The sequence below is a fragment of the Nocardia sp. AB354 genome (assembly GCF_049538315.1).
Lineage (GTDB): Bacteria > Actinomycetota > Actinomycetes > Mycobacteriales > Mycobacteriaceae > Nocardia > Nocardia nova.
On record NZ_JBMVFU010000014.1, the window covers coordinates 53,946 to 75,656 of the forward strand.

A 21,711-nucleotide genomic window follows, 5' to 3' on the forward strand; every position below is an offset into this window, starting at 1 on the left:
AGATAAACCCGGCGTGTGATCGGTCGCACACATCACTGCAGGTCCAGCCAATTTTTCTCAGCGTAATAACATCTGTTGTTCACTTTACGTTATGTTTACGTTAACTTGCCGCAATCATTCTGTGACTCGCCAAGAAGCAGACAAACGGTCTGTTTTCACCGCGGCGAGCGGGCTTTTGTTCTGTAGATCGTCGCGTTGGTCCCACCACCGTTCGACGCATCCGGAGTTCATATCGCCATGCAGATCAGAAGACTGTTACCCCTCGCCGTCCTCGCCGCCGTCGTCACCGTGCCCGTCGCGGCCCACGCCGATGCCCCCGCTGTGCCGCCGCAACTGCAGCAGTTGGTGCAGGGATTGCCGCAGACGCAGCAGGACCAGGCTCAGCAATTCCTGCAGACCCTGCCGCAGCCGCTGCAGCAGGTGGTCCCGCAGACCTATTCCGACAACCTCGACGGCTGGATCAAGCACGCGCTCTTCGTGATGGGCCAGCACGGCATTCCGGGCAGCTACGACGGCATCTACCGCAATGCCATGCGCGAGTCGGGCGGCAACCCGCGTGCCATCAACCTCTACGACTCCAACGCCGCGGCCGGCATCCCCTCCAAGGGCCTGATGCAGGTCATCGATCCTACCTTCGCCGCCTATCACGTCGACGGCACCTCGGGCGACATCTACGACCCGGTCGCCAACATCGCGGCCGCCTGCAACTACGCCGCGCACCGCTACGGCTCGATCGACCACGTGTTCTCGGCGTACTGATCCGGGCTCGATCCGGCCTCAGCGCACGAGTAGCGCCACCGGCAGGCGGGCGAACAGCTTCTCCAGCCGGGTGCGGCCGGTGAAGGTGTGGCCGGTGAGACGGTCGGTCCAGGTGCCCGAGGGCAGGTCGAGGACGGTATCGGCCCACCCGCCCTCGGTCAGGGCCACGCTGTAGCGGGTCGCGGCCACGATCATTTGCGGCGCCTCACCGCTGCGGCCGCGTGCGTATCCCACCAGGTGCTCGCTGCGGTCGCCGCTGCCGAACAGCGGTGTGTAGGAGCCGCCGACGAAGCAGTCGGGCCGCTCCCGCCGCAACCACAGGGCGTAGGCGACGATCCACATCTTCGCCGCGCCGGAGTTCTCCAATTCCGGTGTGCCCGTGAGCGATTGCAACATTGCCAGGCGATGGCCGAAATCGACCGGCCGCCGGTTGTCCGGGTCGACCAGCGAGTCCTCCCACAGCTCGCAGCCCTGATACACATCGGGGATGCCGGGACCGCACAGCTGAAGCAGCTTCTGCCCCAGCGAATCCGACCACGCGTGCGGTGCGAGGCGGGTCGCCAGCTCACCGAGTTCGGCACCGACCGGCCCATCGATCACGGTGTCGAGCCAGCGATGCACCTCGGCCTCGAAGTCGACGTCGGGTTCCTCCCACGAGGACCGCAGACCGGCCTCGCGCACCGCCTTCTCGGCGAACAGGTGCAGGCGTTCGCGAAACCGCGGCACCGTGGCGGGGCGCCGCCCGTCGACCGGCCACACGCCGAACATGTTCTGCAGCAGGAAGTTCGCGGTCGGCCCGTCCGGCGCGGGCGCGAGTTCCAGCCAGGCGCCCACCGCCTTGGCCCAGCTGTCGGCCACCTGCGACAGCACCGTGATGCGGGCGCGCACATCTTCGCCACGCTTGGTGTCGTGCGTCGACAGTGTCGTCATGGTGGCCGGGCGGCGCACCGCGCGTTCGGCATTGGCGAGATGGAATTCCAGCACCGAACGGCCGAACCGGCCCGGGTCACCGCCCATCTCCTGCAGTGACACCAGACGCGACGCCTGATAGAACATGGTGTCGTCGACCGCCTTGGCCGCGACCGCGCCGCCGACCTGATGCATCCGCCGCGCCGCTTCTCCGCCGGCGGCCAGGGCCCGCACCAGGACCGACAGCGGGGCGGTCAGCTCCCGGTTGCGCTGCTGCACCTCGGCCACCACGGTGCCGAGCACCCCGGACAGGGGTGCGTAGTCGGTGCGGTACACCGGCATATGGGACAGCACCTCGATGGTGGCGTTGGTCAGCGCCATATCGCTGATCGCGGCGGAATCGAATCCGTTCACCGCCGCGTCGCGCTTCACCGCGCCGACCAGTCGCCGGACCTCGGGCACGAGCAGACGCTCGGCCACCGCGCGTTTGATGCGGTGTTCGGTATCGGCCATCCAGGCGGCATCGCTGCCGTGTCCCGACATCCGCCGCGACAACTCGGTGAGCGCGTTCTCCCCGGCCGGATCGACGAAGATGCCGCCGACCTCCGCGAGCGCTTCGTATCCGGTGGTGCCGTCGACGGGCAGGGTGGCGTCGAGCGGTTCGTGGCGGCCGAGCACCTTCTCCACCAGCAGCAGCCGCTGCGGGCCGATCAGTCGGCGCAGTTTCGCCAGATAGGCGGCCGGATACGCCAATCCGTCGGGATGGTCGACGCGCACCCCGTCGATGAGATCGTGTTCGCACCAGGCGGCCAGTTCGCGATGGGTCAGGTCGAAGACCGCCGGCTCCTCCTGCCGGATCGCCGCCAGCTCCGAGACCGCCAGGAATCGCCGATAGCTGCAGATCCCGGCCTTCCAGCTGACGAGGCGATAGTGCTGGCGGTCATGGATGCGCAGCGCGTTCTCCCCGTCGGTGCCGGGCGCGATCGGGAAACGCAGATCACGCAGGGCCAGGACCGGTTCGGGGCCCGAGCGGTCGACGGTCAGCGCGGCCGGATCGTTCTCGCTGTGCAGTACGGGCAGCGCCAGCCGCCCGCCCGCGCCGTTACCCGGGCTCCAGTCGATGTCGAAGAAATGCGCGAATTTCGAATTCTTGCCGTTGCGCAGCACATCCCACCACCACGGATTGCGCCGCGGATCGCCGACGCCGACGTGATTGGGCACCAGATCGACGATCAGGCCCATACCGCGGCCGCGGACCTCGTCGGCGAGCGCCTTCAGCCCGCCCGGCCCGCCCAGTGCCGCCGACACGGTGGTCGGATCGGTGACGTCGTAGCCGTGCGCGGAGCCCGGCATCGCGGTCATCACCGGGGACAGGTACAGATGCGAAATACCCAGCTGCTGCAGATATTCGGCGATCGCGCGGGCATCGGCGAAGGTCAGGGCGTCCGGGCGCAGCTGTAGCCGGTACGTGCTGCGCACGGGGGTCCGGCGGGCGATCGGGCCGGTGCGGTGTTCAGGGGAAGGGGTGTCTGTCATCTCGATATCGGTGTGGATTCGGTGCGGCGGAGAACGAGCAGGCAGCGAGCGGGTACGGCGACCGTAGCCGCTGCGGGGTAGGTGGCATCTGTGCGCCCGGTGGGTGTCGAGCAGTCCAGCGCCACCGTCCAGTGCGCGCCGAATTCCGGTCCGGGTACGGCGAATTCGAGGGGTGCGTCGTGGGCATTGAAACACAGCAGGAAGGAATCATCGCGCACTCGTTCCCCGCGTGGGCCCGGTTCGGCGATCGCCTCGCCGTTGAGGAACACCGCCAGGGAGCGGGCGAAGCCGGTATTCCAGTCGGCGGTGGTCATCTCCGTGCCGCCGGGGGTGAACCACGCGATATCGCCGGCGCTGGGGAGTTCGTCGGGTGCGGCGTCGGGGAGTTCGCCGGGGCGTCCGTCGAAGAAGCGCCGGCGCCGGAACACCGGATGGGCGTGGCGCAGCGCGAAGGCGGTGCGGGTGAACGTCAGCAGGTCGGCGTATTTCTGCGCGGCGCCCCAATCCATCCAGGACAGTGGCGAATCCTGGCAGTAGGCATTGTTGTTGCCCTGCTGGGTGCGCCCGATCTCGTCGCCGTGCAGCAGCATGGGTGTGCCTTGCGACAGCGCCAGCGTGGCGATCATGTTGCGGCTCTGGCGATCTCGCAGCGAACAGACCTCCGGATCGTCGGTGGGACCCTCGATCCCGCAGTTCCAGGACCGGTTGTAATCTTCGCCGTCGCGATTGTCCTCGCCGTTGGCGTGATTGTGTTTGTCGTTGTAGGACACCAGATCTCGCAGTGTGAACCCGTCGTGGGCGGTCACGAAATTGATGCTCGCGCCGGGGCGGCGGCCGGTGGCCTCGTACAGATCGGAACTGCCCATGAACCGGGAGGCGAATTCGCCCAGGGTCGCCGGTCGGCCGCGCCAGTAGTCGCGCACGGTATCGCGGTACTTGCCGTTCCACTCGGTCCACAGCCCCGGAAAGTTCCCGACCTGGTAGCCGCCCTCGCCGACATCCCACGGTTCGGCGATCAGTTTGACCTGGCTGACCACCGGGTCCTGCTGCACCAGATCGAAGAAGGTGGAAAGCCGGTCCACATCGTGTAATTCGCGCGCCAGCGTGGCCGCCAGATCGAAGCGGAAGCCGTCGACGTGCATCTCGAGAATCCAGTACCGCAGCGAATCCATGATCAGCTGCAGGGTGTGCGGATGGCGCACATTGAGGCTGTTGCCGGTGCCGGTGTAGTCCATGTAGTGCGCCGGATCGTCCTCGGCCAGACGGTAATACGCCGCGTTGTCGATCCCGCGCAGGCCGATCGTCGGTCCCAGGTGATTCCCCTCGCCGGTGTGGTTGTAGACCACGTCGAGGATCACCTCGATGCCGGCGCTGTGCAGCGCCCGGACCATCGCCTTGAATTCGGTGACCGCGGCCCCGGCCCGCGGGTCGGCGGCGTATTCGTGGTGTGGTGCCAGATAGCCGAAACTGTTGTACCCCCAGTAGTTTCGCAGTCCGCGGTCGAGCAGGATCCGGTCGTGCAGGAACTGGTGGACCGGCATCAGTTCGATCGCGGTGACGCCCAGCGACAGCAGATGGTCGATGATCGCCGGATGCCCGATGCCCGCGTAGGTGCCGCGCAGTCGCTGCGGAATCGCCGGATGTGTCATCGTCATACCCTTGACGTGGGCTTCGTAGATGACGGTTTCGTGATAGGGCCGCCGCGGTGCGCGGTCACCGGCCCAGTCGAAGTACGGGTTCACCACCACGCCGGTCATGGTGTGTCCCAGCGTATCCGCGCCGTAGGTGTGCAGGGTGGCGTCGGCGGCGAATCGGCCCGCGAAGGCCTTGCCGTAGGGATCGAGCAGTAGTTTGCTGCTGTCGCAACGCAGACCGCGGGCGGGATCGTAGGGGCCGTGCACGCGGAACCCGTAGCGCTGCCCGGGGGCGACGGTGGGTAGATAGGCGTGCCAGACGTATCCGTCGACCTCGTCGAGCGGGATGCGGTGCTCACCGCCCGCACGATCGATCAGGCACAGCTCGACCCGCTCGGCAACTTCGGAGAACACCGAGAAGTTGGTGCCGGCGCCGTCGTAGGTCGCGCCCAGCGGATAGGCGGCACCCGGCCAGACGCCGAGAGGCGTCATCTCACCGGATGTATCGGGCCGAACCATATATCGACAGTAACCGTCGCGCCGGAGCCGCCGGTGCGGGTGGGCCGGGTCGAGCCGGGCCGGTAATCCGGTGGCTATCGATGGCCCGGCCGCGGCCGACGGTCCGCGCGGGTCGCGCGGCACCGTGGTTACCGCAGGCCGCGCCGCCAGGTCTGCCCGACCAGGTCGGCGCCGAAACTGTGGTGCGGCCGGGAATCGACGAGCTCGAATCCGGCGCGCTGGTAGATCCGCCGCGCCGCGGTGAGCACATCGTTGGTCCACAGCACCATGTCCCGATATCCGGCCTCGGTCGCGAATCGCAGGCACTGCTCGACCAGTGCGGTGCCGACGCCGAGCCCGCGCGCCGACGGTTCCACGAGCAGCAGCCGCAGCCGGGCGGTGGTGTCGTCCTCGCGCACGCAGAACACCGCACCGGCCGCCGCGCCGTCGGTCTCGGCGATCCACGCCCGCTCGCTTTCCGGATCGTGCCCGGCCAGGAAGTCGGCCACGATCTTCGCGACCAGCGCCTCGTAGTCGGTGTCCCAGCCGTATTCGGCGGCGTAGAGCACCGCATTGCGCTGGATGATCCAGCCGTAGTCGCCGGGACGGGGAGATCGGAGACGGACCTCGCGCGCGCCGCTCGCCGCTGGTGAACTTGCGCGGCTCGCCGCGGTGGCCGGGTCGAGCAGTTGTTCGATCGTGCGCATCGCGGTGCGCAGGCGACGCCGGTCGGCGGCGCTGTGCCCGGCCAGCAGCGCGGCGATGTCGTGCGCGGAGCGGCGGTCGAGATCGTCGGCCGCGGCCCGCCCGGCGTCGGTGAGCTGGACGAGTTGCAGGCGAGCGTCGGAGCCGGAGCGGTGCCGGCGCACCAGCCCGGCGCTCTCGAAGCGGGCGAGGATCCGGCTCAGATAGCCGGGGTCCAGGCCCAGGTCGGTACGCAGTGTGCGGACGCCCAGCGGTCCGGAGTGCGCGAGTTCGAACAGGATTCGCGCCTCGGTGAGCGAGAAGTCGCTGTCGAGCAGATGTTCCTCGAGGACGCCGATCAACCGGGTGTAGCGGCGGTTGAACGCGCGCACGGCGCCGACGTCGTCGTGATCGAGCGCGGGGATCGTCACGACCCTCCCTTCGCAGTTCTTTGACCGAGTCAAAGATATCGCGCGGCGGCCCCACGCACGCCGGATTCGCCGCGGTGATAACTTGAACGGCGTTCAAGACCATTTCGTGAAGGGATCCGCGTGGCCCTGACAGCCGACCAGATCACCGCCCTCGACGCCGCGCACGTCTGGCATCCCTACGGCGGCTTCCCGGCGAGCACCGAACCGCTGGTGGTCGCCTCGGCCGCGGGCACCCGCCTGACCCTGGCCGACGGCCGCGAACTGGTCGACGGGATGAGTTCGTGGTGGGCGGCGGTGCACGGCTATCGGCACCCCGTGCTGGATGCCGCGCTGCTCGAGCAGTCGCAGCGGATGAGTCACGTCATGTTCGGCGGGCTCACCCACGAACCGGCCGTGCGGCTGTCCCAACTGCTGGTGGAGCTGACTCCCGACGGTCTGGACAAGGTGTTCCTCTGCGATTCCGGTTCGGTCTCGGTCGAGGTCGCGGCCAAGATGTGCCTGCAGTACTGGCGGGCGCTGGGACAGCCGGAGAAACGGCGGCTGTTCACCTGGCGCGGTGGGTATCACGGCGACACCTTCACCCCGATGAGCGTGTGCGATCCCGAGGGTGGCATGCATTCGCTGTGGACCGATGTGCTGACCGAGCAGATCTTCGCGCCCGTACCGCCGGTCGACTTCGATCCCGGCTACGTCGCGGAGCTCGACCGGATGCTGGCCGCGCATGCGCACGAGACCGCGGCGGTGATCGTCGAACCGGTCGTGCAGGGCGCGGGTGGAATGCGTTTCCATCATCCGCGCTACCTGAACGAGCTGCGCCGCCTGTGCGACGAGCACGGCGTGCTGCTGGTCTTCGACGAGATCGCCACCGGATTCGGCCGCACCGGAACGTTTTTCGCCGCCGAGGCCGCCGGGGTGGCGCCCGATGTGATGTGCGTGGGCAAGGCCCTCACCGGCGGATATATGACCCTGGCCGCCGCCTTGTGCACCACCCGCATCGCCGAGACCGTCAGCGCGGCCCACGGCGGGCTCATGCACGGGCCCACGTTCATGGGCAATCCGCTGGCCTGCGCGGTCGCGGTCGCCTCGGTGGAACTGCTGCTCTCGCGGGATTGGGCGGGCGAGGTCGCCGCGATCGAAGCGGGTCTGAAAACGGGACTTGCTGCGGCACAGGATAATCCGCGCGTGGTGGACGTGCGCGTGCTCGGCGCGATCGGGGTGGTGGAACTCGACCACGCGATCGATATGGTCGCCGCGACCCGCGCCGCCGTCGAGGCCGGCGTGTGGCTGCGGCCGTTCCGCAATCTGGTCTATACCATGCCGCCGTTCATCAGCAGTGCCGACGATATCGCCCGCATCGCCGCCGGTGTGGTCGCCACCGCCGCGGCCGGTTGAACCGAATTCCCCTCCGGCGCGCGGTTCGTCGTATATCGGAAATTTATTTTCGTGTGATATGGTAACAGCGAGCACGAAAATTCCTGTCTATCATCGGCATTCGCGCGGTGATATCCACCGGCTCTTCGGACGGTGAAAGGGAATTCGATGATCGGCACCGAACCCAGTCGTACGGCGATGATGGCGGCCGCGGCCCGTGCGGCCCACCTGCTGATCGACAGCGAGCCCTATCTGTTCCGCGACACCATGGCATCCGCCCTGCTCGGCCCGCATGCGGAGGAGCTCATCGGCTACCACCTGCAGCGCGGCGACCATCCGCTGCTCGCCGCGGTCCGGGCGCAGGCGACGGTGCGCAGCCACTGGGTCGAACGGCGCCTCGCAGAATCGGCTGCGGCGCAATATGTCGTTCTCGGGGCGGGACTCGACAGTTTCGGATATCGCGATGCGGCCGAAGGGATCCGGGTATTCGAGGTCGATCATCCCGGCACCCAGCGGTGGAAAAGGGAAATTCTCGCCATCGGCGATATCCGCCCGGTCGGGGAGGTGGTTTTCGTACCCGTCGATTTCGAACGCGACGATCTGCCGCGGCATTTGGCCGATGCCGGATTCGAGCCCGCACGTCCCGCGCTCATCAGCTGGCTCGGCGTCAGCATGTATCTCACCGCCGAGGCGATCGGCACCACGCTGGCCGGCCTCTCCGGTCTGGCCCCGGGCACGGAACTGGTGATGGAGTACATGCTCGATCCGGCACTGCGCGACGGCAACGGACACGCCTACGCCGAATCCGTCCAGCCCGTCACCAGTGCCCAGGGCGAACCGTGGCTGAGCACCTTCACTCCGGAAACCCTCGACGACGTCCTGCATCGGTACGGATTCACCACCGTCGAGCACATCAGTCACCGCGCGGCGGTACCGGCAGGCTGGTGGAGGCGCGCCGATGCGCTGCAACCGGTGGATCTGTGCCGGCTGGCATATGCGCGCATCGGCGGGTGACCCCGCCGTGGCCTGCGGCGGTAGGCGCGGTGTGTTTGGCTGGACTCCGACGCCTAGGAGCCGAGGAGTGGGGAATGCGGGCACTGCGAGTGATCGTCGTCGGCGGGGGAATCGGCGGAATGGCCGCCGCGATCGCGCTGCATCAGGGCGGGCACGACGTCGAGGTCTGGGAGCGGGCCGCCGATATCGGCGCGGCGGGGTCGGGATTGACGCTGTGGCCCAACGGATTACGTGCCCTGGACGCGATCGGAGTGGGGGCGCGGGTGCGCTCGCGCGCGATGGCCGACACCGAGGGCGGAATCCGTGACCGCTCCGGCCGCTGGCTGACCCGCACCGACACCGGGAAAATGGCCGAGCGGTACGGCTCGGTGGTGGCCGTGCATCGCGCGGACCTGTTCGATATTCTGCGCACCGCACTCGGCGACGACCGGCTGCGCCTGGGACGCACCGTCACCGGCGTCGACACCGAAGGTAGTTGGGAGACAACGGCATCGGGAAACGGCGGCGCGGCGCCGGCAACGGGTGTGCCCGGGCACAACGCCGCGGAAGACGAGACTCCGGAGGCGCGTGACACCACCGGAGATGTCCGGGCGTCCAATGGCGGACAGGGGCCGGATACCGCCGCGAACGCGCGGGAGCCGGTGCGGGATGTGCCCGCGGAGCGCGCGGCGAGCGAACATGGCGGGCGGGGAGCGCGGGTTCTGTATGCCGGGGGAGCGGAGACGGCGGATCTGGTGATCGGGGCCGACGGCCTGCGCAGTGTCGTGCGGGCCGCGGTCTGTCCGCACGCCCACCCGCCCCGCTATGCCGGATACACCGCCTGGCGGATGGTCACCGCGCCGCGGCCCGAACTTCGCCAGGGCGGCCAGATATGGGGCAGCGGTGAGATTTTCGGCATCGTCCCGCTGTCCGACCACCGGGTGTACATGTTCGGCGCGGTGAACGCCGCCGAAGGTGAGCGCGGGGCAGACGGCGAATTCGCGGAAGTGCACAGGCGTTTCGGTGAGTGGCCGGATCCGGTGCCGCGGCTGCTGGCGGCGGTGTCGCCGGAATCGGTGATGCGCCACGACATCTACGAGCTTCCCGATCTGCCGACATTCGTGCGCGGTCCCGTCGCGCTGCTCGGCGACGCCGCGCACGCGATGACGCCGAATATGGGACAGGGCGCCAATCTCGCGCTCGAGGATGCCGCCACCCTGGCCGCGCTGCTCGACGACCGCGGGGTCGAGGACGCACTGCGCGGCTACGACTCGCTGCGCCGCCCGCGTACCCGCGCGCTCGCTCATCGCTCGCGGCGGATCGGGACGGTCGCGCAATGGTCGTGGCCGCCCGCCGTCCGGGCTCGCGACACCGCGCTGCGGCTGATGCCCGGCTGGGCCATGCTGCGCAGCTTCGATCGGGCCCTCGACTGGAACCCGCCGCGCTGACCTGTACGGGTTCGATCGAGGCCCCCGCCGCAATCGTCCTGAACGGCGTTCAAGTATGCTTCCGAGCTGTGAACGAGGATCCGTTGAGCTGGTTGGACGAGCGTGCGGGTGACCGGGTGCGCGCCGGATTGCGGCGGCAGCTGCGGGCGCGACCGGCGCACAGCGGTCTCATCGACCTCGCCTCCAACGACTACCTGGGCCTGTCGCGGCACCCCGAGGTGATCGCGGGCGCGGTCGAGGCGGTCCGGACCTGGGGCGCCGGTGCGACCGGATCGCGGCTGGTCACCGGCACCACGGTCGCGCACGAGGAATTCGAGGCCGACCTGGCCGACTTCGTGGGGGCGCAGGCGGGCCTGGTCTTCGCCTCCGGCTATGCCGCCAACCTCGGCATCGTCACCGCCTTGGCCGGGCGCGGCGCGCTGGTGGTCTCCGATGCCGGTAGCCACGCCTCGCTGGTCGATGCCTGCCGACTCTCGCGGGCGCGGGTGGAGATCGCGCCGCATCGCGATGTCGAGGCGGTCGACCGGTTGCTGTCGCAGCGCACGGAGGACCGCGCGCTGGTGCTCACCGACTCGGTGTTCAGCGCCGACGGCGACCTCGCGCCGCTGGCCGATCTGCATCGGGTGGTCCGCGCGAACGGTGCGGTGCTGATCGTCGACGAGGCGCACGGCATCGGCGTGCGCGGCGACGGTGGCCGCGGCCTGGTGCAGGAACTCGGCCTGGCCGGGCAACCGGATCTGATCGTCACAGCCACCTTGTCGAAAGCCCTTGCCGCGCAGGGCGGAATCGTGTTGTGCGACGAGCGGGTACGCGCCCACCTCATCGATACCGCGCGCACGTTCATCTTCGACACCGGATTGGCGCCCGCCGCGGTGGGCGCCGCACATGCGGCCCTGCGGCTGCTGCGCAAGGAACCGGAGCTGGGCGGGCGAGTGCTCACCCGGGCCGCCGATATCGCGCGCATCGCCGGTGTGCCGCAACCGGATTCGGCGGTCGTCTCGGTGGTGCTGGGACAGGCGCAGGTCGCCTACGACGCCGCGCAGCAGTGCCGGGAGCGCGGTCTGAGCGTGGGCTGCTTCCGGCCGCCGTCGGTGCCGGAAGGCACCTCGCGGCTGCGGCTGACCGCGCGTGCCGACCTCACCGATGCCGAGATGGAGACCATCGCCACGGTGCTGGACGAGGTGCTGACCGCGGCGCGGGATCCGCAGGCCGCCTGAGTGATGCGAGCACCGGAGGAGCGAGACGCTATGAGCAGGTTGATCGTCACGGGAACCTCGACCGACGTCGGGAAGACCGTCGTCACGGCCGCGCTGGCCGCGGCGGCGCGGTCGGCCGGGCGCACGGTCGCGGTCTGCAAACCCGCACAGACCGGCGTGGCTCCGGACGAACCGGGCGACCTCGCGGTGATCGAGCGGCTGTCGGGCGTGACCCGCACGCTCGAACTGGCCCGCTATCCCGAACCGCTGGCCCCCGACACGGCCGCCCGCCGCTGCGGGCAACCGTTGCTCACTCTCGGTGAGACGGTGGCCGGAATCGACTCGCTGGCCGATGCCGACCTCACGCTGATCGAGGGCGCGGGCGGACTGCTGGTTCGCGTCGGGGAGTTCACGCTGCTCGAACTGGCGCAGAAACTGGACGCACCGGTACTGGTGGTGGCGGCCGCGGGCTTGGGGACCCTCAACCACAGCGAACTCACCACCCGAGCCCTCGCCGCCGCCGGTGTGCGCTGCGCGGGACTGGTCATCGGATCCTGGCCGAGCGCACCGGATCTCGCCTCCGAATGCAACCGCACCGACCTGCCCGAGGTCACCGGTGTCGAGGTCGTCGGGGTGATTCCCGAGGGCGCCGGACAGTGGCTGCCCGAGCGATTCGCCGATACCGCCTCCGGCTGGTTCCATGCGGACTGGATGCGGCGATACCTCGGCTGAGCCGGCCGAGGCGGCGACGCCCCGGTTCGTGTCGGTGGGGCCTGGCAGGATGCGGGGTATGAGCGCAACCGGGGAGGATGCCCGCGACTATGCCCTGTCGCTGCCGGAGACGTCGGAGCAATTCGCTTGGGGGATGCCGACTTTCCGGGTCGCGGGCAAGCTGTTTCTGACGCTGCCCGAGGCAGAGACCTCGATGGCGGTGCGCTGCCCGATCGTCGATCGCGACGAACTGGTCGTGGCCGAGCCCGGGAAATTTTGGATCGCCGCGCACGAGGCCGGTAACGCGTGGGTGCGCGCCCGGCTGGCCGCCCTGGACGACCGGGCCGAACTCGAGGCGATCATCCTCGATTCGTGGCGCCAGGCTGCACCTCGCCACCTCCTCGACGACCAGCGGTAATCGATATCGGGTATCACCGCGGCGCGGCGCGGAGGGGATGCGCCGGTCGCGAACGCCCTTACAGTGGGTGGGGATGTCCATGCGAGATCGGCACCCTTCCACGGTCGCGGATTACGACGATGCGCGACGGCGGGCCCGGCTGGCCGAAACCCGTGTGGGGCACCGCTGGCGGACGCTGGGGCGGACGCGGCGCGTGCTGCTGCGGGCGGCGCTGGTCCCGATCGTCGTTCTGGTCGTGTTCGCGCAGTACTGGCATTACGACGTTTCCCCCGAGCAGGCACGGCTGGCGCGCACCGATCCCGCGGTGCTGCCCATCTCCGGCCCGGCCGCGGCGAGCGACCGCGACACCGCGGTGTTCGACCTCGTCGGCCTGGGTTCGCTCGATGCCTCCGATACCGCGCGCGCGTTGCCCTCACTGCGGCAACTGGGTTCGGTGTGGGCGGTGCGATACGACAACACCGGTATCGACACCAAGGTCATCAGCGATCTGATCATCCGCGTCACCGAGGCCGCCCGCATCCACAAGGTGGTGCTGGTCGGCCACAGCATGGGCGGGGTGATCGCCCTCGAGATCGCCAAACACATCCACACCCACAGCACGCGCACCCTGTCGGGGGTGATCCTGGACTGCACGCCGGTCGACCTGGCCGCGGTGCGGCCGGAAAGCCGCGACCAGGGCGAGGATCTGCTGCGCTGGTTCGGCTGGTTCCCGGGCACGCGGGAGAGCCGGGGGCTGCGACTGCTGGCGGAAACCTATTCCCGGCATGACCAATTCGTCGACTACGGTTCCAGTCCGCCCGGCATCCGGACCGCGTCGCTGCGCCGTACCGTCACCGAGGTGCTGCGGCAGAAGATCTTCAACACCGACGCCGCCAGCAACGGCCTCATCGAAGATCAGTTCAAGGCCATCGTCGCCAGCGGCGCGATCGACGACCTGCGCGCGCTGGCGAAACCGGCGGCCGGCAAACCCCGCCCGGCCGTCGTGTTCATCCGACCGCACAATCCGTACCGGGATTCCGTCGTGGACGACGTATACACCCATCGCGCACTGATCGACACCGTCGGCGGTGTCGACGGCACACTCCTGGTGGTGCTGACCCGCAGCACGGGCCACGCCGATCCGCGCCGGCATCCCCGCGAATACAACACGGTGATCGCGCAGCAGGTCGTGCCGTTCATCGGGCTGGTTCACTCCGAGCAGTCCATGGGCATGCCGTGAACCGGCGGTTCAGCGCACGGCGTCGTCGAAGGCCGGGCGAATTCCCGAGGGCGGCACCATGTTCCACCGCTCGAGGTGGGCCCGCACCTGCTCGGCGGCATCGATGTTGAGCGGGCTCGACGTCCACAGCACATAGGGCAGATCGAGAAACCGCTGGTGCGTGACGGCGCGCAGCCGGTTGATTCCGGGTTTGGCGCGCAGCGCTTCCACCTTCTGGGCGAAGCTCTGCCCCGGATAGTCGACGAAGACGATAGCGTCCGGGTCGGCGGCGGCCAGGCGTTCCCACGACACCGTAGTCCACGTGTCGGCCACATCGTCGAGTGCGTTGCGGGCACCCGCGGCCTCGAGGACGGCCTGGGGTCCGCCGAATCTGCCGCTGGAGAAGATGGTGTCGCTCGCGCTGTCGAAGACGAACACGGTCGGGGGTGTCGCGGCCCGCGGTGCCGCGCGCAATCGCTCGAGGCGGGTATCGATGTCGGCGACGAGTGCGGTGGCCCGATCGGGACGGCCGGTGATCGCACCCAGATTCGACAGATCCGCGCGCAGCGCCGCCCACGGCTCGACGGTGCCGCGCTGCCGCTGACCGGCGTGCGGGCGGCAACTCTCGGTGAGGATGTAGGGCGCGATGCCGTGGGCGCGCAGCGTATCCGGGGTGAGGTCGGTGGCCTCGCTGTAGCCGTAGTTCCAGCCGGCCACCATCACATCGGGGCGCTGGGCGAGCACCGTCTCCCGCGACGGCGAGGTCGGCGCGACATTGTTCAGGCGATCGACCACGTCACCGTAGTGGCGCCGCAGGGTCGCGACGTCCTGTTGCAGACCGGCCACGGCGGCCACCGAATCCTGTGCGCCCAAGGCCAGCGTCATCGCGACCATATTGGTGTCGTTGACGAACATGCGCTGTGCCGGAGCCGGAAAGCGTGCCTGTTCACCGCAATTGGTCAGGGTCAGGTTGCCGTCCGAAGGCTGCGCGGGGCCGCACGCCACCAAGCACGCGACGGTCGACCCGACGGCGAGCCAACGCAGAAGTTGCATATCGTCCACCTTCAACGGTTTTCGGGACTACAGCTGCCGGGTTCGCGGCGCCGGCGAGGTTCGTGCACGGTGGACGGCCGGCATATGCGCCGCCGTTTCCGGGCAGCGGTGAGCCGGGTGGTGCCGAATCACGATGACCGACGTCCGCGAGCGGCGGGTGGGCCCTGGGCGGCGTCGGGCGGTGCGGTCGGCTCGGGTCACCGCAGCGGTGCCGGTACCTCATCCGGCAGCCTCGGAATTCGGTTCCAGCAGTAGATGTGTCGCACCCGTCTCCGGGTGTCGCACGCGCGCCGCCCGCACACCGAAGACGGCGGCGAGGACCTCGGAACTCAACGCCTCCCGGGGCGGACGCGGATCCGATGCGGATCCGTCGTGCACGACCAGAACCCGATCGCAGTAACGGTCGGCCAAGGTCAGATCGTGCAGGGCGACCACGACCGTGCGGCCCAGTCCCCGAACCAGATTCAGCAGCGCGAGCCGGTGGGTGATGTCCAGGTGATTGGTCGGCTCGTCGAGCAACAGCAGCGGACTCGCCTGCGCCAGCGCCCGGGCCAGCAGCACCCGCTGCCGCTCACCGCCGGACATCCGCCGCACCGGGCGCTCTGCGAAGCCGTCGAGATCGACCGCCGCTAAGGCCTCGCCGACCGCGCGGCGTTCGGCCGGACTACCGGCGCCCCACGGCGGCAGATACGGCGTGCGCCCCAAGGCGACCACCTCACCGGCGCACAGATCCGCCGGCGGCTGGTCGTCTTGTCCCACCATGGCGACCAGGCGAGCGCGCCGTCGCGGCGATATCGCGTGCAGCGCTTCGCCGTTCACCAGAACCCGGCCCTGCCGTGGGCGCAGCAGTCCGCCCAGTGTGCGCAGCAGCGTGGATTTTCCGGCGCCGTTCGGCCCGACGATGCCGACCACTTCACCGGGCTCGACGCCGAAATCGACGCCTGTCAGCACGTCCCGGTGGCGGGGCCCGCACGCCAACTGCCGGACCCGGAGAACAGCGGGCGCGGACTCCGCCGCCTTCGCAGCGGGCAGCCGCGTTCCGTCCACAGGTTCGGGCTCGCGGGTCCGGAGACGGCGGATCATGCCGCACCGAACCGGTAGTGCCGCCGACCCATCAGCAGCAGGAACACCGGTGCGCCGATCAGTCCGGTGAGCACACCGACCGGAATTTCGGTGGGCCGCACCAGGATCCGGGCCGCCGCGTCGGCCGCGACCAGGAACAGCGCACCGCACAGCGCGGCGACCGGCAGTAATCGCCGATGGGTGGAGCCCACCAGCATCCGCGCCGCATGCGGTACCACCAAACCCACGAAACCGATCCCGCCGGACACCGCCACCAGGACGCCGACCAGAATCGCCAGCCCGGTGAACAGCCCGTAGCGCACGGCCCGCACCGGCACTCCCACCGATGCGGCGGTATCGGCGCCCACGCTCAGCGCGTCGAGCCAGCCGTGTACGGCGAACAGCGCCGCGCCCGCGACCGCGACCACGGTGGCGGGCACCGCGATTCGGGTCCAATCCGCCCCGGCCAGGCTGCCGAGCAGCCAGAACAGCACCGACTGCGCGGCCTTCGGATCGGCGCTGCGGAAGATGAGATAGCTGCTCAGTGCCGAAAACGCCGATCCCAGCACCGTTCCGGTCAAGACGAGACGCAGCGGCGTCAATCCGCCCTGCGCCATCGCGATCGCGAAAACCGTTGCCGCCGCGACGAAGGCGCCGACGAGCGCGCCGCCCGACAGCGCCCAGATGCCCGCACCCTCGAACAGGCCCGACGTGATCACGGCCGCGGCGCCCACCCCCGCGCCCGAGGAGACACCCAGCAGATAGGGATCGGCCAGCGGATTGCGCACCAAGGTCTGCATGGCGGCACCGGCGAGCGCCAGTCCCGCGCCGACCACGGCGGCCAGTATCGTGCGCGGCACCCGCAACTGCCACACGATGGTGTCGAAGGCGGGATCGACCGCACCGCCGCCGTTCAGATGTCCGCCCAGCACTTCGATCACTGCTCGAATCGGCAGCGGTTCGGCGCCGCACGCGGTCGCCACGACCATCGCGACGAGCAGCGACGCCAGCGTCAGGGGAACGACGATCGTTGTCCGGACGCGGTTCATCGCCGGAACTCCACAGGCATCACGCGACCTTTTCAGAGCAGTGCCCGGCGACCGAGGTCTGACTCCCGCACCGGTCCGCATCAGCGGCCGCCGCGGTCACAGTGGCGCGACCGTCCCGGATTCCCACCGGATTCCCGCGCCGCCGGGGATGACGGTCCCGAATACTACCGTCCGAAATGTCCGGCTAGCGCACCCGGCTCCCGAGCAGATGCAGTACCCCGCCCACGAACAACTGCAGTCCGAAGTCGAACCGCTCGGTGGCCGAGGTGTTCTCGTAGAGCGGGGAATCCTCCTCGGCCAGTGCGCCCGCGGAGTCCATCTGCATCCGCGACTGCTCGTCCACCGTCTCGCCGAGTACGTAGTAGAGCAACGTGTAGGCGGCCAGATCGGCCTCCTCGCGCGTCATGCCGCCGCGAATCATCGCACTGGCCAAGCGTTCCCGGCCCTTGCTGGTGGTCAGCCGGGAAGCGTAGGTGGCCGAGACCACCTCCGCGCCGTCGCGATACGCCAGCAGGCACGAACGCAGCCGATGCGCCAGTTCGCTGATCTGGCCCGGCCAGTCCTCGGCGGCGACGGGCTCGTCCATCGGGGTGAGGATGCGGTCGGCGACCGCGCCGAGCAGCGCCTGCTTGTTCGGGAAATGCCAGTACAGCGCGCCCGGCTGCACGAGCAGAGCGGTGGCGAGGCGGCGCATGGTCAGATCGGCGAGCCCGTACTGATCGAGGATGGCGATGGCGCCGTCGATCACATCCGCCCGATGTAGCTGCACTTCTACCCCTCGTATGTTTTGACTCACTGACCCCGCTACCCTAGCCTGAACACCGTTCAAGTTGCACGGCATGGACGCGCAGGCCCGGAGGCGGCAGCCTGCGTAACCACGGAGGGCCCAGTCCATGCCACTACGGGCACGGCCGCACCGGCCGAAAGAAGGGATTCGTGCTGTGACGCAGGCACCCGTGAAGACCGACATTCTGGCCACCGCGCGTGAGCAGGTGCTCGAACGTGGCGTCGGGCTGACCCAGGAGCAGACCCTCGAGGTGCTGCGTCTGGGCGACGACCAGCTCGAGGCGCTGCTGGAGCTCGCGCACGAGGTGCGGATGAAGTGGTGCGGCCCCGAGGTCGAGGTCGAGGGCATCATCTCGCTCAAGACCGGCGGCTGCCCCGAGGACTGCCACTTCTGCTCGCAGTCGGGTCTTTTCCAGTCGCCGGTGCGCGCCGCCTGGCTCGACATCCCGAGCCTGGTCGAGGCCGCGAAGCAGACCGCCAAGACCGGCGCGACCGAATTCTGCATCGTCGCCGCCGTGCGCGGTCCGGACGAGCGGCTGATGGCGCAGGTCGCCGCCGGCGTCGAGGCCATTCGCAACGAGGTCGACATCCAGGTCGCCTGCTCGCTGGGCATGCTCAACCAGGAACAGGTCGATCAGCTCGCCGCCATGGGCGTGCACCGCTACAACCACAACCTCGAGACCTCCCGCTCGCACTTCCCGAACGTGGTCACCACCCACACCTGGGAGGAGCGTTGGGACACCCTGCGCATGGTGCGTGAGGCCGGTATGGAGGTGTGCTGCGGCGGCATCCTCGGTATGGGCGAAACCCTGGAGCAGCGGGCCGAATTCGCCGCCGATCTGGCCGAATTGGAGCCCGACGAGGTTCCGTTGAACTTCCTCAACCCGCGCCCGGGCACCCCCTTCGGTGACCTCGAGGTGCTGCCCGCGGCCGACGCGCTGCGCGCCGTCGCCGCGTTCCGGCTCGCGCTGCCGCGCACCATCCTGCGCTTCGCCGGCGGCCGCGAGATCACCCTGGGCGACCTCGGCGCCAAGCAGGGCATCCTGGGCGGGATCAACGCGGTCATCGTCGGCAACTACCTGACCACCCTCGGTCGTCCCGCCGAGGCGGATCTGGACCTGCTCACCGATCTGAAGATGCCGATCAAGGCGCTCAACGAGACCCTCTGAGCGCCCGCGGCCGCGGCGGTTCGGGTATTGTCGAGCAGCTGGAGAGCTGCACTTCATAAGGGGTTTCGCGAATGGTGGTCCAGATGCCACAGCCTGATATGCAAGAGCGCTACAACCCGTACACGGGGAAGCGGATCGTCGTGGGTCTCGACGATCCGGTGCCGGCGGCCGCGGCCCTGGGCCTGGAACCGCCGCGTTACTGCGAGCACTGCGGCCGCCGGATGATCGTGCAGGTGAGTCCGGACGGCTGGTGGGCGAAATGCTCCCGGCACGGGGTAATCGATTCCCACAGCCTGGACCATCGCTGATGACCTCCCGCGGCGCCGCCGCAGCCTCTCCCGCACCGCGCGAGCTGCGCGCGGCGCTGGGCATCGTCGCGGCGGTGCTGGTGGTCAGCATCATCGGCGGCGGAGTGTGGGCCATGCTCGCCCCGACCGAGAAGGTCTTCGTCGTCGAACCCGGTAGCGGTATGGCGCTCACCGGTGAAAGCGCGCACCGCTTCGACGCGGTCGCGATCTTCGGCTGCGTCGGTTTCGTGGCCGGCTTGCTCACCGCCGCCGCGGTGTGGCGCTGGCGCGTGATGCGTGGGCCGATCATGCTGGCGAGTCTGCTGATCGGCTCGCTGGCCGGGGCCTGGGTGATGTCGTGGTTCGGCGAACAGGTCGCGCGCTGGATCCACCCCCGCTCACACAACCCGCCCGTGCACACCGTCGTGGAGCTCGCGCCCACCGTCGAAGGCTGGACCGCTCTCCTGCTGCAACCGCTGATCGCCGGACTGGTCATCCTCCTGCTGTCGGCGCTGAGCACCTCCGAGGACCTCGGGAGCGGCCGCGGTGACACGGCGGAACCCGCACCCCGCACGCCACTTTCCGAGGTGACCTACGGCCCCTACCATCGGCCCGGGTCCTATCAGAACGCCGATTCGCAGCGCTGAATCGCCGACCACGTTGCGCCACTGGGTGAATGCTGTCGTGCGCGGCATGGCTGACCGCTGCCGGCAGCCCGGATCGCCGCTTATTCGATGGCGATCCGGGCTCGCGGTGGTTACCGTTGCGCCGGATCAGCCAGGAGGGGAGGTGTATACGAATGGCAGGAACGAACGCGCGAATCGGAAGTGATTGCGCGGCAACCGAACAGCTCGAACGGCCCGATCTCACCGCGTGGCGGCGTCGGCACGAACTTCGCCGGTCCGCTGCGGCGCAGCCGGTGGCGAACAAGCGCACCTATCGGCGCACGGTCAAGCATCGGGATCGGCAGTGGTGAGCCGGCGGTAAGGGATTCACCGACCGTCGTGGGTGGCGTGGTATTCGGATTCGATCCTCTTCTCCTGGCGTCGTTCCCGCAGCTTCCACACGATCAGTGCCACGACGACGATCACCACGACCGCGATCGCCATATCGCGGCCGACGGTCTTCGCCACCTTCTCGTAGGAATTGCCGGCGATGTAGCCGAGGACCACGAAGGTCGTTCCCCAGACGATGCCGCCGAAGGCATTGAACGAGAGGAACCTCGGGTACGGCATACGGGAGGCGCCCACCAGGGCCGGCATCACCGCGCGGAAGAAGGCGGTGAAGCGGCCGAGGAAGACCGCCCAGCCGCCGCGGCGGGCGAGGAATTCCTGAGCGTTGTCCAGACGACCGCGGTGCTTGTCCAGGTAGGAGGCGGCGAGCAGGCGGCTGCCGAAATGTTTGCCCACCTCGTAGCCCACCGAGTCGCCGATGATCGCTGCGGCCACCACCAGCAGGATCATCACCCACAGCAGGACATGCCCCTGGCTGGCCGCGACACCGCCGAGGACGGCCGCCGTCTCGCCCGGAATCACGAAGCCGACGAAGATCGCGTCCTCGGCGAAGACGAGCAGGCCCACCGTCAGGTAGATCCACACCGGCGCGATATCGAGAATCCGGTGCATCAGCGATTCCATTCCGCCGACGCTACCGTGCGCGGACCACAGGCGTCGGCGGCGGTCGGCGCACATCGTTCGCAGTGACCCCGCTGCCGCGGGCGGTCCGCTCACACAGCGGCGGAGACCGCTCACCCCGGGGGGCGCAACGCCGCGAATTCGTCGGTGACCCGAATCTCGTCGTCGGTGAACCGATAGACCGCCGCCGGCCGCCCGCCCGATTTACCGGGCGCGGCGGTCTCCCCGGTCGGGGTGATCACTTTGCGGCGACTCAGCACGCGCTGCAGATTCGTGGTGTCGACCTCGTAACCCAGAGCGGTGCAATAGATTTCGCGCAAGGTCGACATGGTGAACGTCGAAGGTGCCAGGGCGAAGGCGATATTGGTGTACGACAGCTTCGCCGCCAGCCGGGTGCGGGCGTGATGGACGACGGTGCCGTGGTCGAACGACATGTTCGGCAGCGCGGAAACCGGATGCCAGCGGGTGTCGGCGGGCAGTTGCGGGTCCGCGGTCAGCGGCACCAGACCCAGATAGGCCGAGGCGATGCGGCGCACCCCGGGCACGCGATGCGGATCACTGAAGACCGACAGCTGCTCGATATGCCACAGCTCCCGCACGTCGACCTTCTCGGCCAGCTGACGGCGGGCGGAGGTGTCGAGATCCTCGTCGTCGCGCAGCCGGCCGCCGGGCAGCGACCAGGTGCCGGTCTGCGGTTCCATCGCCCGCTGCCACAGCAGCACCCCGAGTTCGGTGCGTCGCCCGTGATTGCCGCGCGGACTCTGTGGATCCACCGGTTCGCTCGCAATTACCGAGCGATCACCCTCCGGACCTGCGGTGATGGTGTCCATGAAGCGACGAACCTGGAACACCGCGGTGAGCGATTCGTGAATGGTGCTACTATGG

Annotated in this window: 21 protein-coding genes; 12 read left to right on the forward strand and 9 right to left on the reverse strand. The window is 69.0% G+C overall.

The window, feature by feature from the left end; translation table 11 throughout:
• Window positions 1-237: 237 nt before the first annotated feature.
• Window positions 238-759: a transglycosylase SLT domain-containing protein gene (locus tag ACPCUW_RS20430; protein ID WP_081879377.1), complete on the forward strand. Its 522-nt coding sequence runs from the start codon at window positions 238-240 to the stop codon at window positions 757-759.
• An 18-nt stretch (window positions 760-777) separates the two neighbouring features.
• On the opposite strand, the gene treY is transcribed toward ACPCUW_RS20430, so the two are convergent.
• The 3 genes from treY to ACPCUW_RS20445 form a co-directional block, all read right to left on the reverse strand.
• Entirely contained in the window at window positions 778-3,204 is a 2,427-nt protein-coding gene (gene treY, locus ACPCUW_RS20435; protein ID WP_423426464.1) for a malto-oligosyltrehalose synthase, read from the reverse strand.
• A complete protein-coding gene (gene glgX, locus ACPCUW_RS20440; protein ID WP_423426465.1) occupies window positions 3,201-5,357 on the reverse strand; it encodes a glycogen debranching protein GlgX in 2,157 nt (718 codons plus the stop codon). Before glgX ends, treY begins: the two co-directional genes overlap by 4 nt.
• A 128-nt stretch (window positions 5,358-5,485) precedes the next feature.
• Complete coding sequence (locus ACPCUW_RS20445) at window positions 5,486-6,451, reverse strand: bifunctional helix-turn-helix transcriptional regulator/GNAT family N-acetyltransferase (protein WP_423426466.1); 966 nt, start codon at window positions 6,449-6,451, stop codon at window positions 5,486-5,488.
• Between the two features lie 120 nt (window positions 6,452-6,571).
• Here ACPCUW_RS20445 and ACPCUW_RS20450 point away from each other — a divergent pair, with 120 nt between their 5' ends.
• From ACPCUW_RS20450 to ACPCUW_RS20480, 7 genes are all read left to right on the forward strand, one after another.
• Window positions 6,572-7,843 carry an adenosylmethionine--8-amino-7-oxononanoate transaminase gene (locus tag ACPCUW_RS20450; RefSeq protein WP_104363126.1) on the forward strand — a complete coding sequence of 424 codons (1,272 nt, stop codon included), beginning with the start codon at window positions 6,572-6,574 and terminating at the stop codon, window positions 7,841-7,843.
• 147 nt (window positions 7,844-7,990) lie between these two features.
• Window positions 7,991-8,836: a class I SAM-dependent methyltransferase gene (locus ACPCUW_RS20455; protein ID WP_423426469.1), complete on the forward strand. Its 846-nt coding sequence runs from the start codon at window positions 7,991-7,993 to the stop codon at window positions 8,834-8,836.
• A 74-nt stretch (window positions 8,837-8,910) separates the two neighbouring features.
• Window positions 8,911-10,263, forward strand: coding sequence for an FAD-dependent monooxygenase (locus ACPCUW_RS20460; RefSeq protein WP_423426470.1), 1,353 nt, complete (start codon window positions 8,911-8,913; stop codon window positions 10,261-10,263).
• A gap of 68 nt (window positions 10,264-10,331) precedes the next feature.
• A complete protein-coding gene (locus ACPCUW_RS20465; protein WP_423426472.1) occupies window positions 10,332-11,480 on the forward strand; it encodes an 8-amino-7-oxononanoate synthase in 1,149 nt (382 codons plus the stop codon).
• Window positions 11,481-11,510: 30 nt separating this feature from the next.
• A complete protein-coding gene (gene bioD / locus ACPCUW_RS20470; RefSeq protein WP_030514668.1) occupies window positions 11,511-12,191 on the forward strand; it encodes a dethiobiotin synthase in 681 nt (226 codons plus the stop codon).
• A 58-nt stretch (window positions 12,192-12,249) separates the two neighbouring features.
• Complete coding sequence (locus ACPCUW_RS20475; protein WP_064904672.1) at window positions 12,250-12,588, forward strand: MmcQ/YjbR family DNA-binding protein; 339 nt, start codon at window positions 12,250-12,252, stop codon at window positions 12,586-12,588.
• 73 nt (window positions 12,589-12,661) lie between these two features.
• Window positions 12,662-13,807 (forward strand): alpha/beta fold hydrolase, encoded by a 1,146-nt coding sequence (locus ACPCUW_RS20480; RefSeq protein WP_423426474.1) that lies wholly within the window; start codon window positions 12,662-12,664, stop codon window positions 13,805-13,807.
• Between the two features lie 9 nt (window positions 13,808-13,816).
• Here the strand turns inward: ACPCUW_RS20480 and ACPCUW_RS20485 are convergent, their stop codons facing one another.
• From ACPCUW_RS20485 to ACPCUW_RS20500, 4 genes are all read right to left on the reverse strand, one after another.
• Window positions 13,817-14,839 carry an ABC transporter substrate-binding protein gene (locus tag ACPCUW_RS20485; RefSeq protein WP_423426476.1) on the reverse strand — a complete coding sequence of 341 codons (1,023 nt, stop codon included), beginning with the start codon at window positions 14,837-14,839 and terminating at the stop codon, window positions 13,817-13,819.
• A gap of 219 nt (window positions 14,840-15,058) precedes the next feature.
• Window positions 15,059-15,922 (reverse strand): ABC transporter ATP-binding protein, encoded by an 864-nt coding sequence (locus tag ACPCUW_RS20490; RefSeq protein ID WP_423426477.1) that lies wholly within the window; start codon window positions 15,920-15,922, stop codon window positions 15,059-15,061.
• Entirely contained in the window at window positions 15,919-16,950 is a 1,032-nt protein-coding gene (locus tag ACPCUW_RS20495; protein ID WP_423426478.1) for a FecCD family ABC transporter permease, read from the reverse strand. The genes ACPCUW_RS20490 and ACPCUW_RS20495 overlap by 4 nt, the downstream gene beginning before the upstream one ends.
• Before the next feature lie 184 nt (window positions 16,951-17,134).
• Window positions 17,135-17,719: a TetR/AcrR family transcriptional regulator C-terminal domain-containing protein gene (locus ACPCUW_RS20500; protein WP_423426480.1), complete on the reverse strand. Its 585-nt coding sequence runs from the start codon at window positions 17,717-17,719 to the stop codon at window positions 17,135-17,137.
• A gap of 172 nt (window positions 17,720-17,891) precedes the next feature.
• Between ACPCUW_RS20500 and bioB the strand changes: the two genes are divergently transcribed.
• The 4 genes from bioB (at window position 17,892) to ACPCUW_RS20520 (ending at window position 20,168) form a co-directional block, all read left to right on the forward strand.
• On the forward strand, window positions 17,892-18,905 hold the full coding sequence (gene bioB / locus ACPCUW_RS20505; protein WP_064904668.1) for a biotin synthase BioB: 1,014 nt from the start codon (window positions 17,892-17,894) through the stop codon (window positions 18,903-18,905).
• An 83-nt stretch (window positions 18,906-18,988) separates the two neighbouring features.
• The gene (locus ACPCUW_RS20510) at window positions 18,989-19,213 is read left to right on the forward strand and encodes a hypothetical protein (protein WP_030514660.1); all 225 of its coding nucleotides are present in this window, start codon (window positions 18,989-18,991) and stop codon (window positions 19,211-19,213) included.
• Window positions 19,213-19,839: a DUF2567 domain-containing protein gene (locus tag ACPCUW_RS20515; RefSeq protein ID WP_063012966.1), complete on the forward strand. Its 627-nt coding sequence runs from the start codon at window positions 19,213-19,215 to the stop codon at window positions 19,837-19,839. The genes ACPCUW_RS20510 and ACPCUW_RS20515 overlap by 1 nt, the downstream gene beginning before the upstream one ends.
• Window positions 19,840-19,991: 152 nt before the next feature.
• On the forward strand, window positions 19,992-20,168 hold the full coding sequence (locus tag ACPCUW_RS20520; protein ID WP_167356813.1) for a hypothetical protein: 177 nt from the start codon (window positions 19,992-19,994) through the stop codon (window positions 20,166-20,168).
• A 16-nt stretch (window positions 20,169-20,184) separates the two neighbouring features.
• On the opposite strand, the gene ACPCUW_RS20525 is transcribed toward ACPCUW_RS20520, so the two are convergent.
• Window positions 20,185-20,829: a DedA family protein gene (locus ACPCUW_RS20525; RefSeq protein ID WP_064908173.1), complete on the reverse strand. Its 645-nt coding sequence runs from the start codon at window positions 20,827-20,829 to the stop codon at window positions 20,185-20,187.
• Window positions 20,830-20,939: 110 nt separating this feature from the next.
• Window positions 20,940-21,656: an NUDIX hydrolase gene (locus tag ACPCUW_RS20530; protein WP_423426616.1), complete on the reverse strand. Its 717-nt coding sequence runs from the start codon at window positions 21,654-21,656 to the stop codon at window positions 20,940-20,942.
• Window positions 21,657-21,711 lie beyond the last annotated feature (55 nt).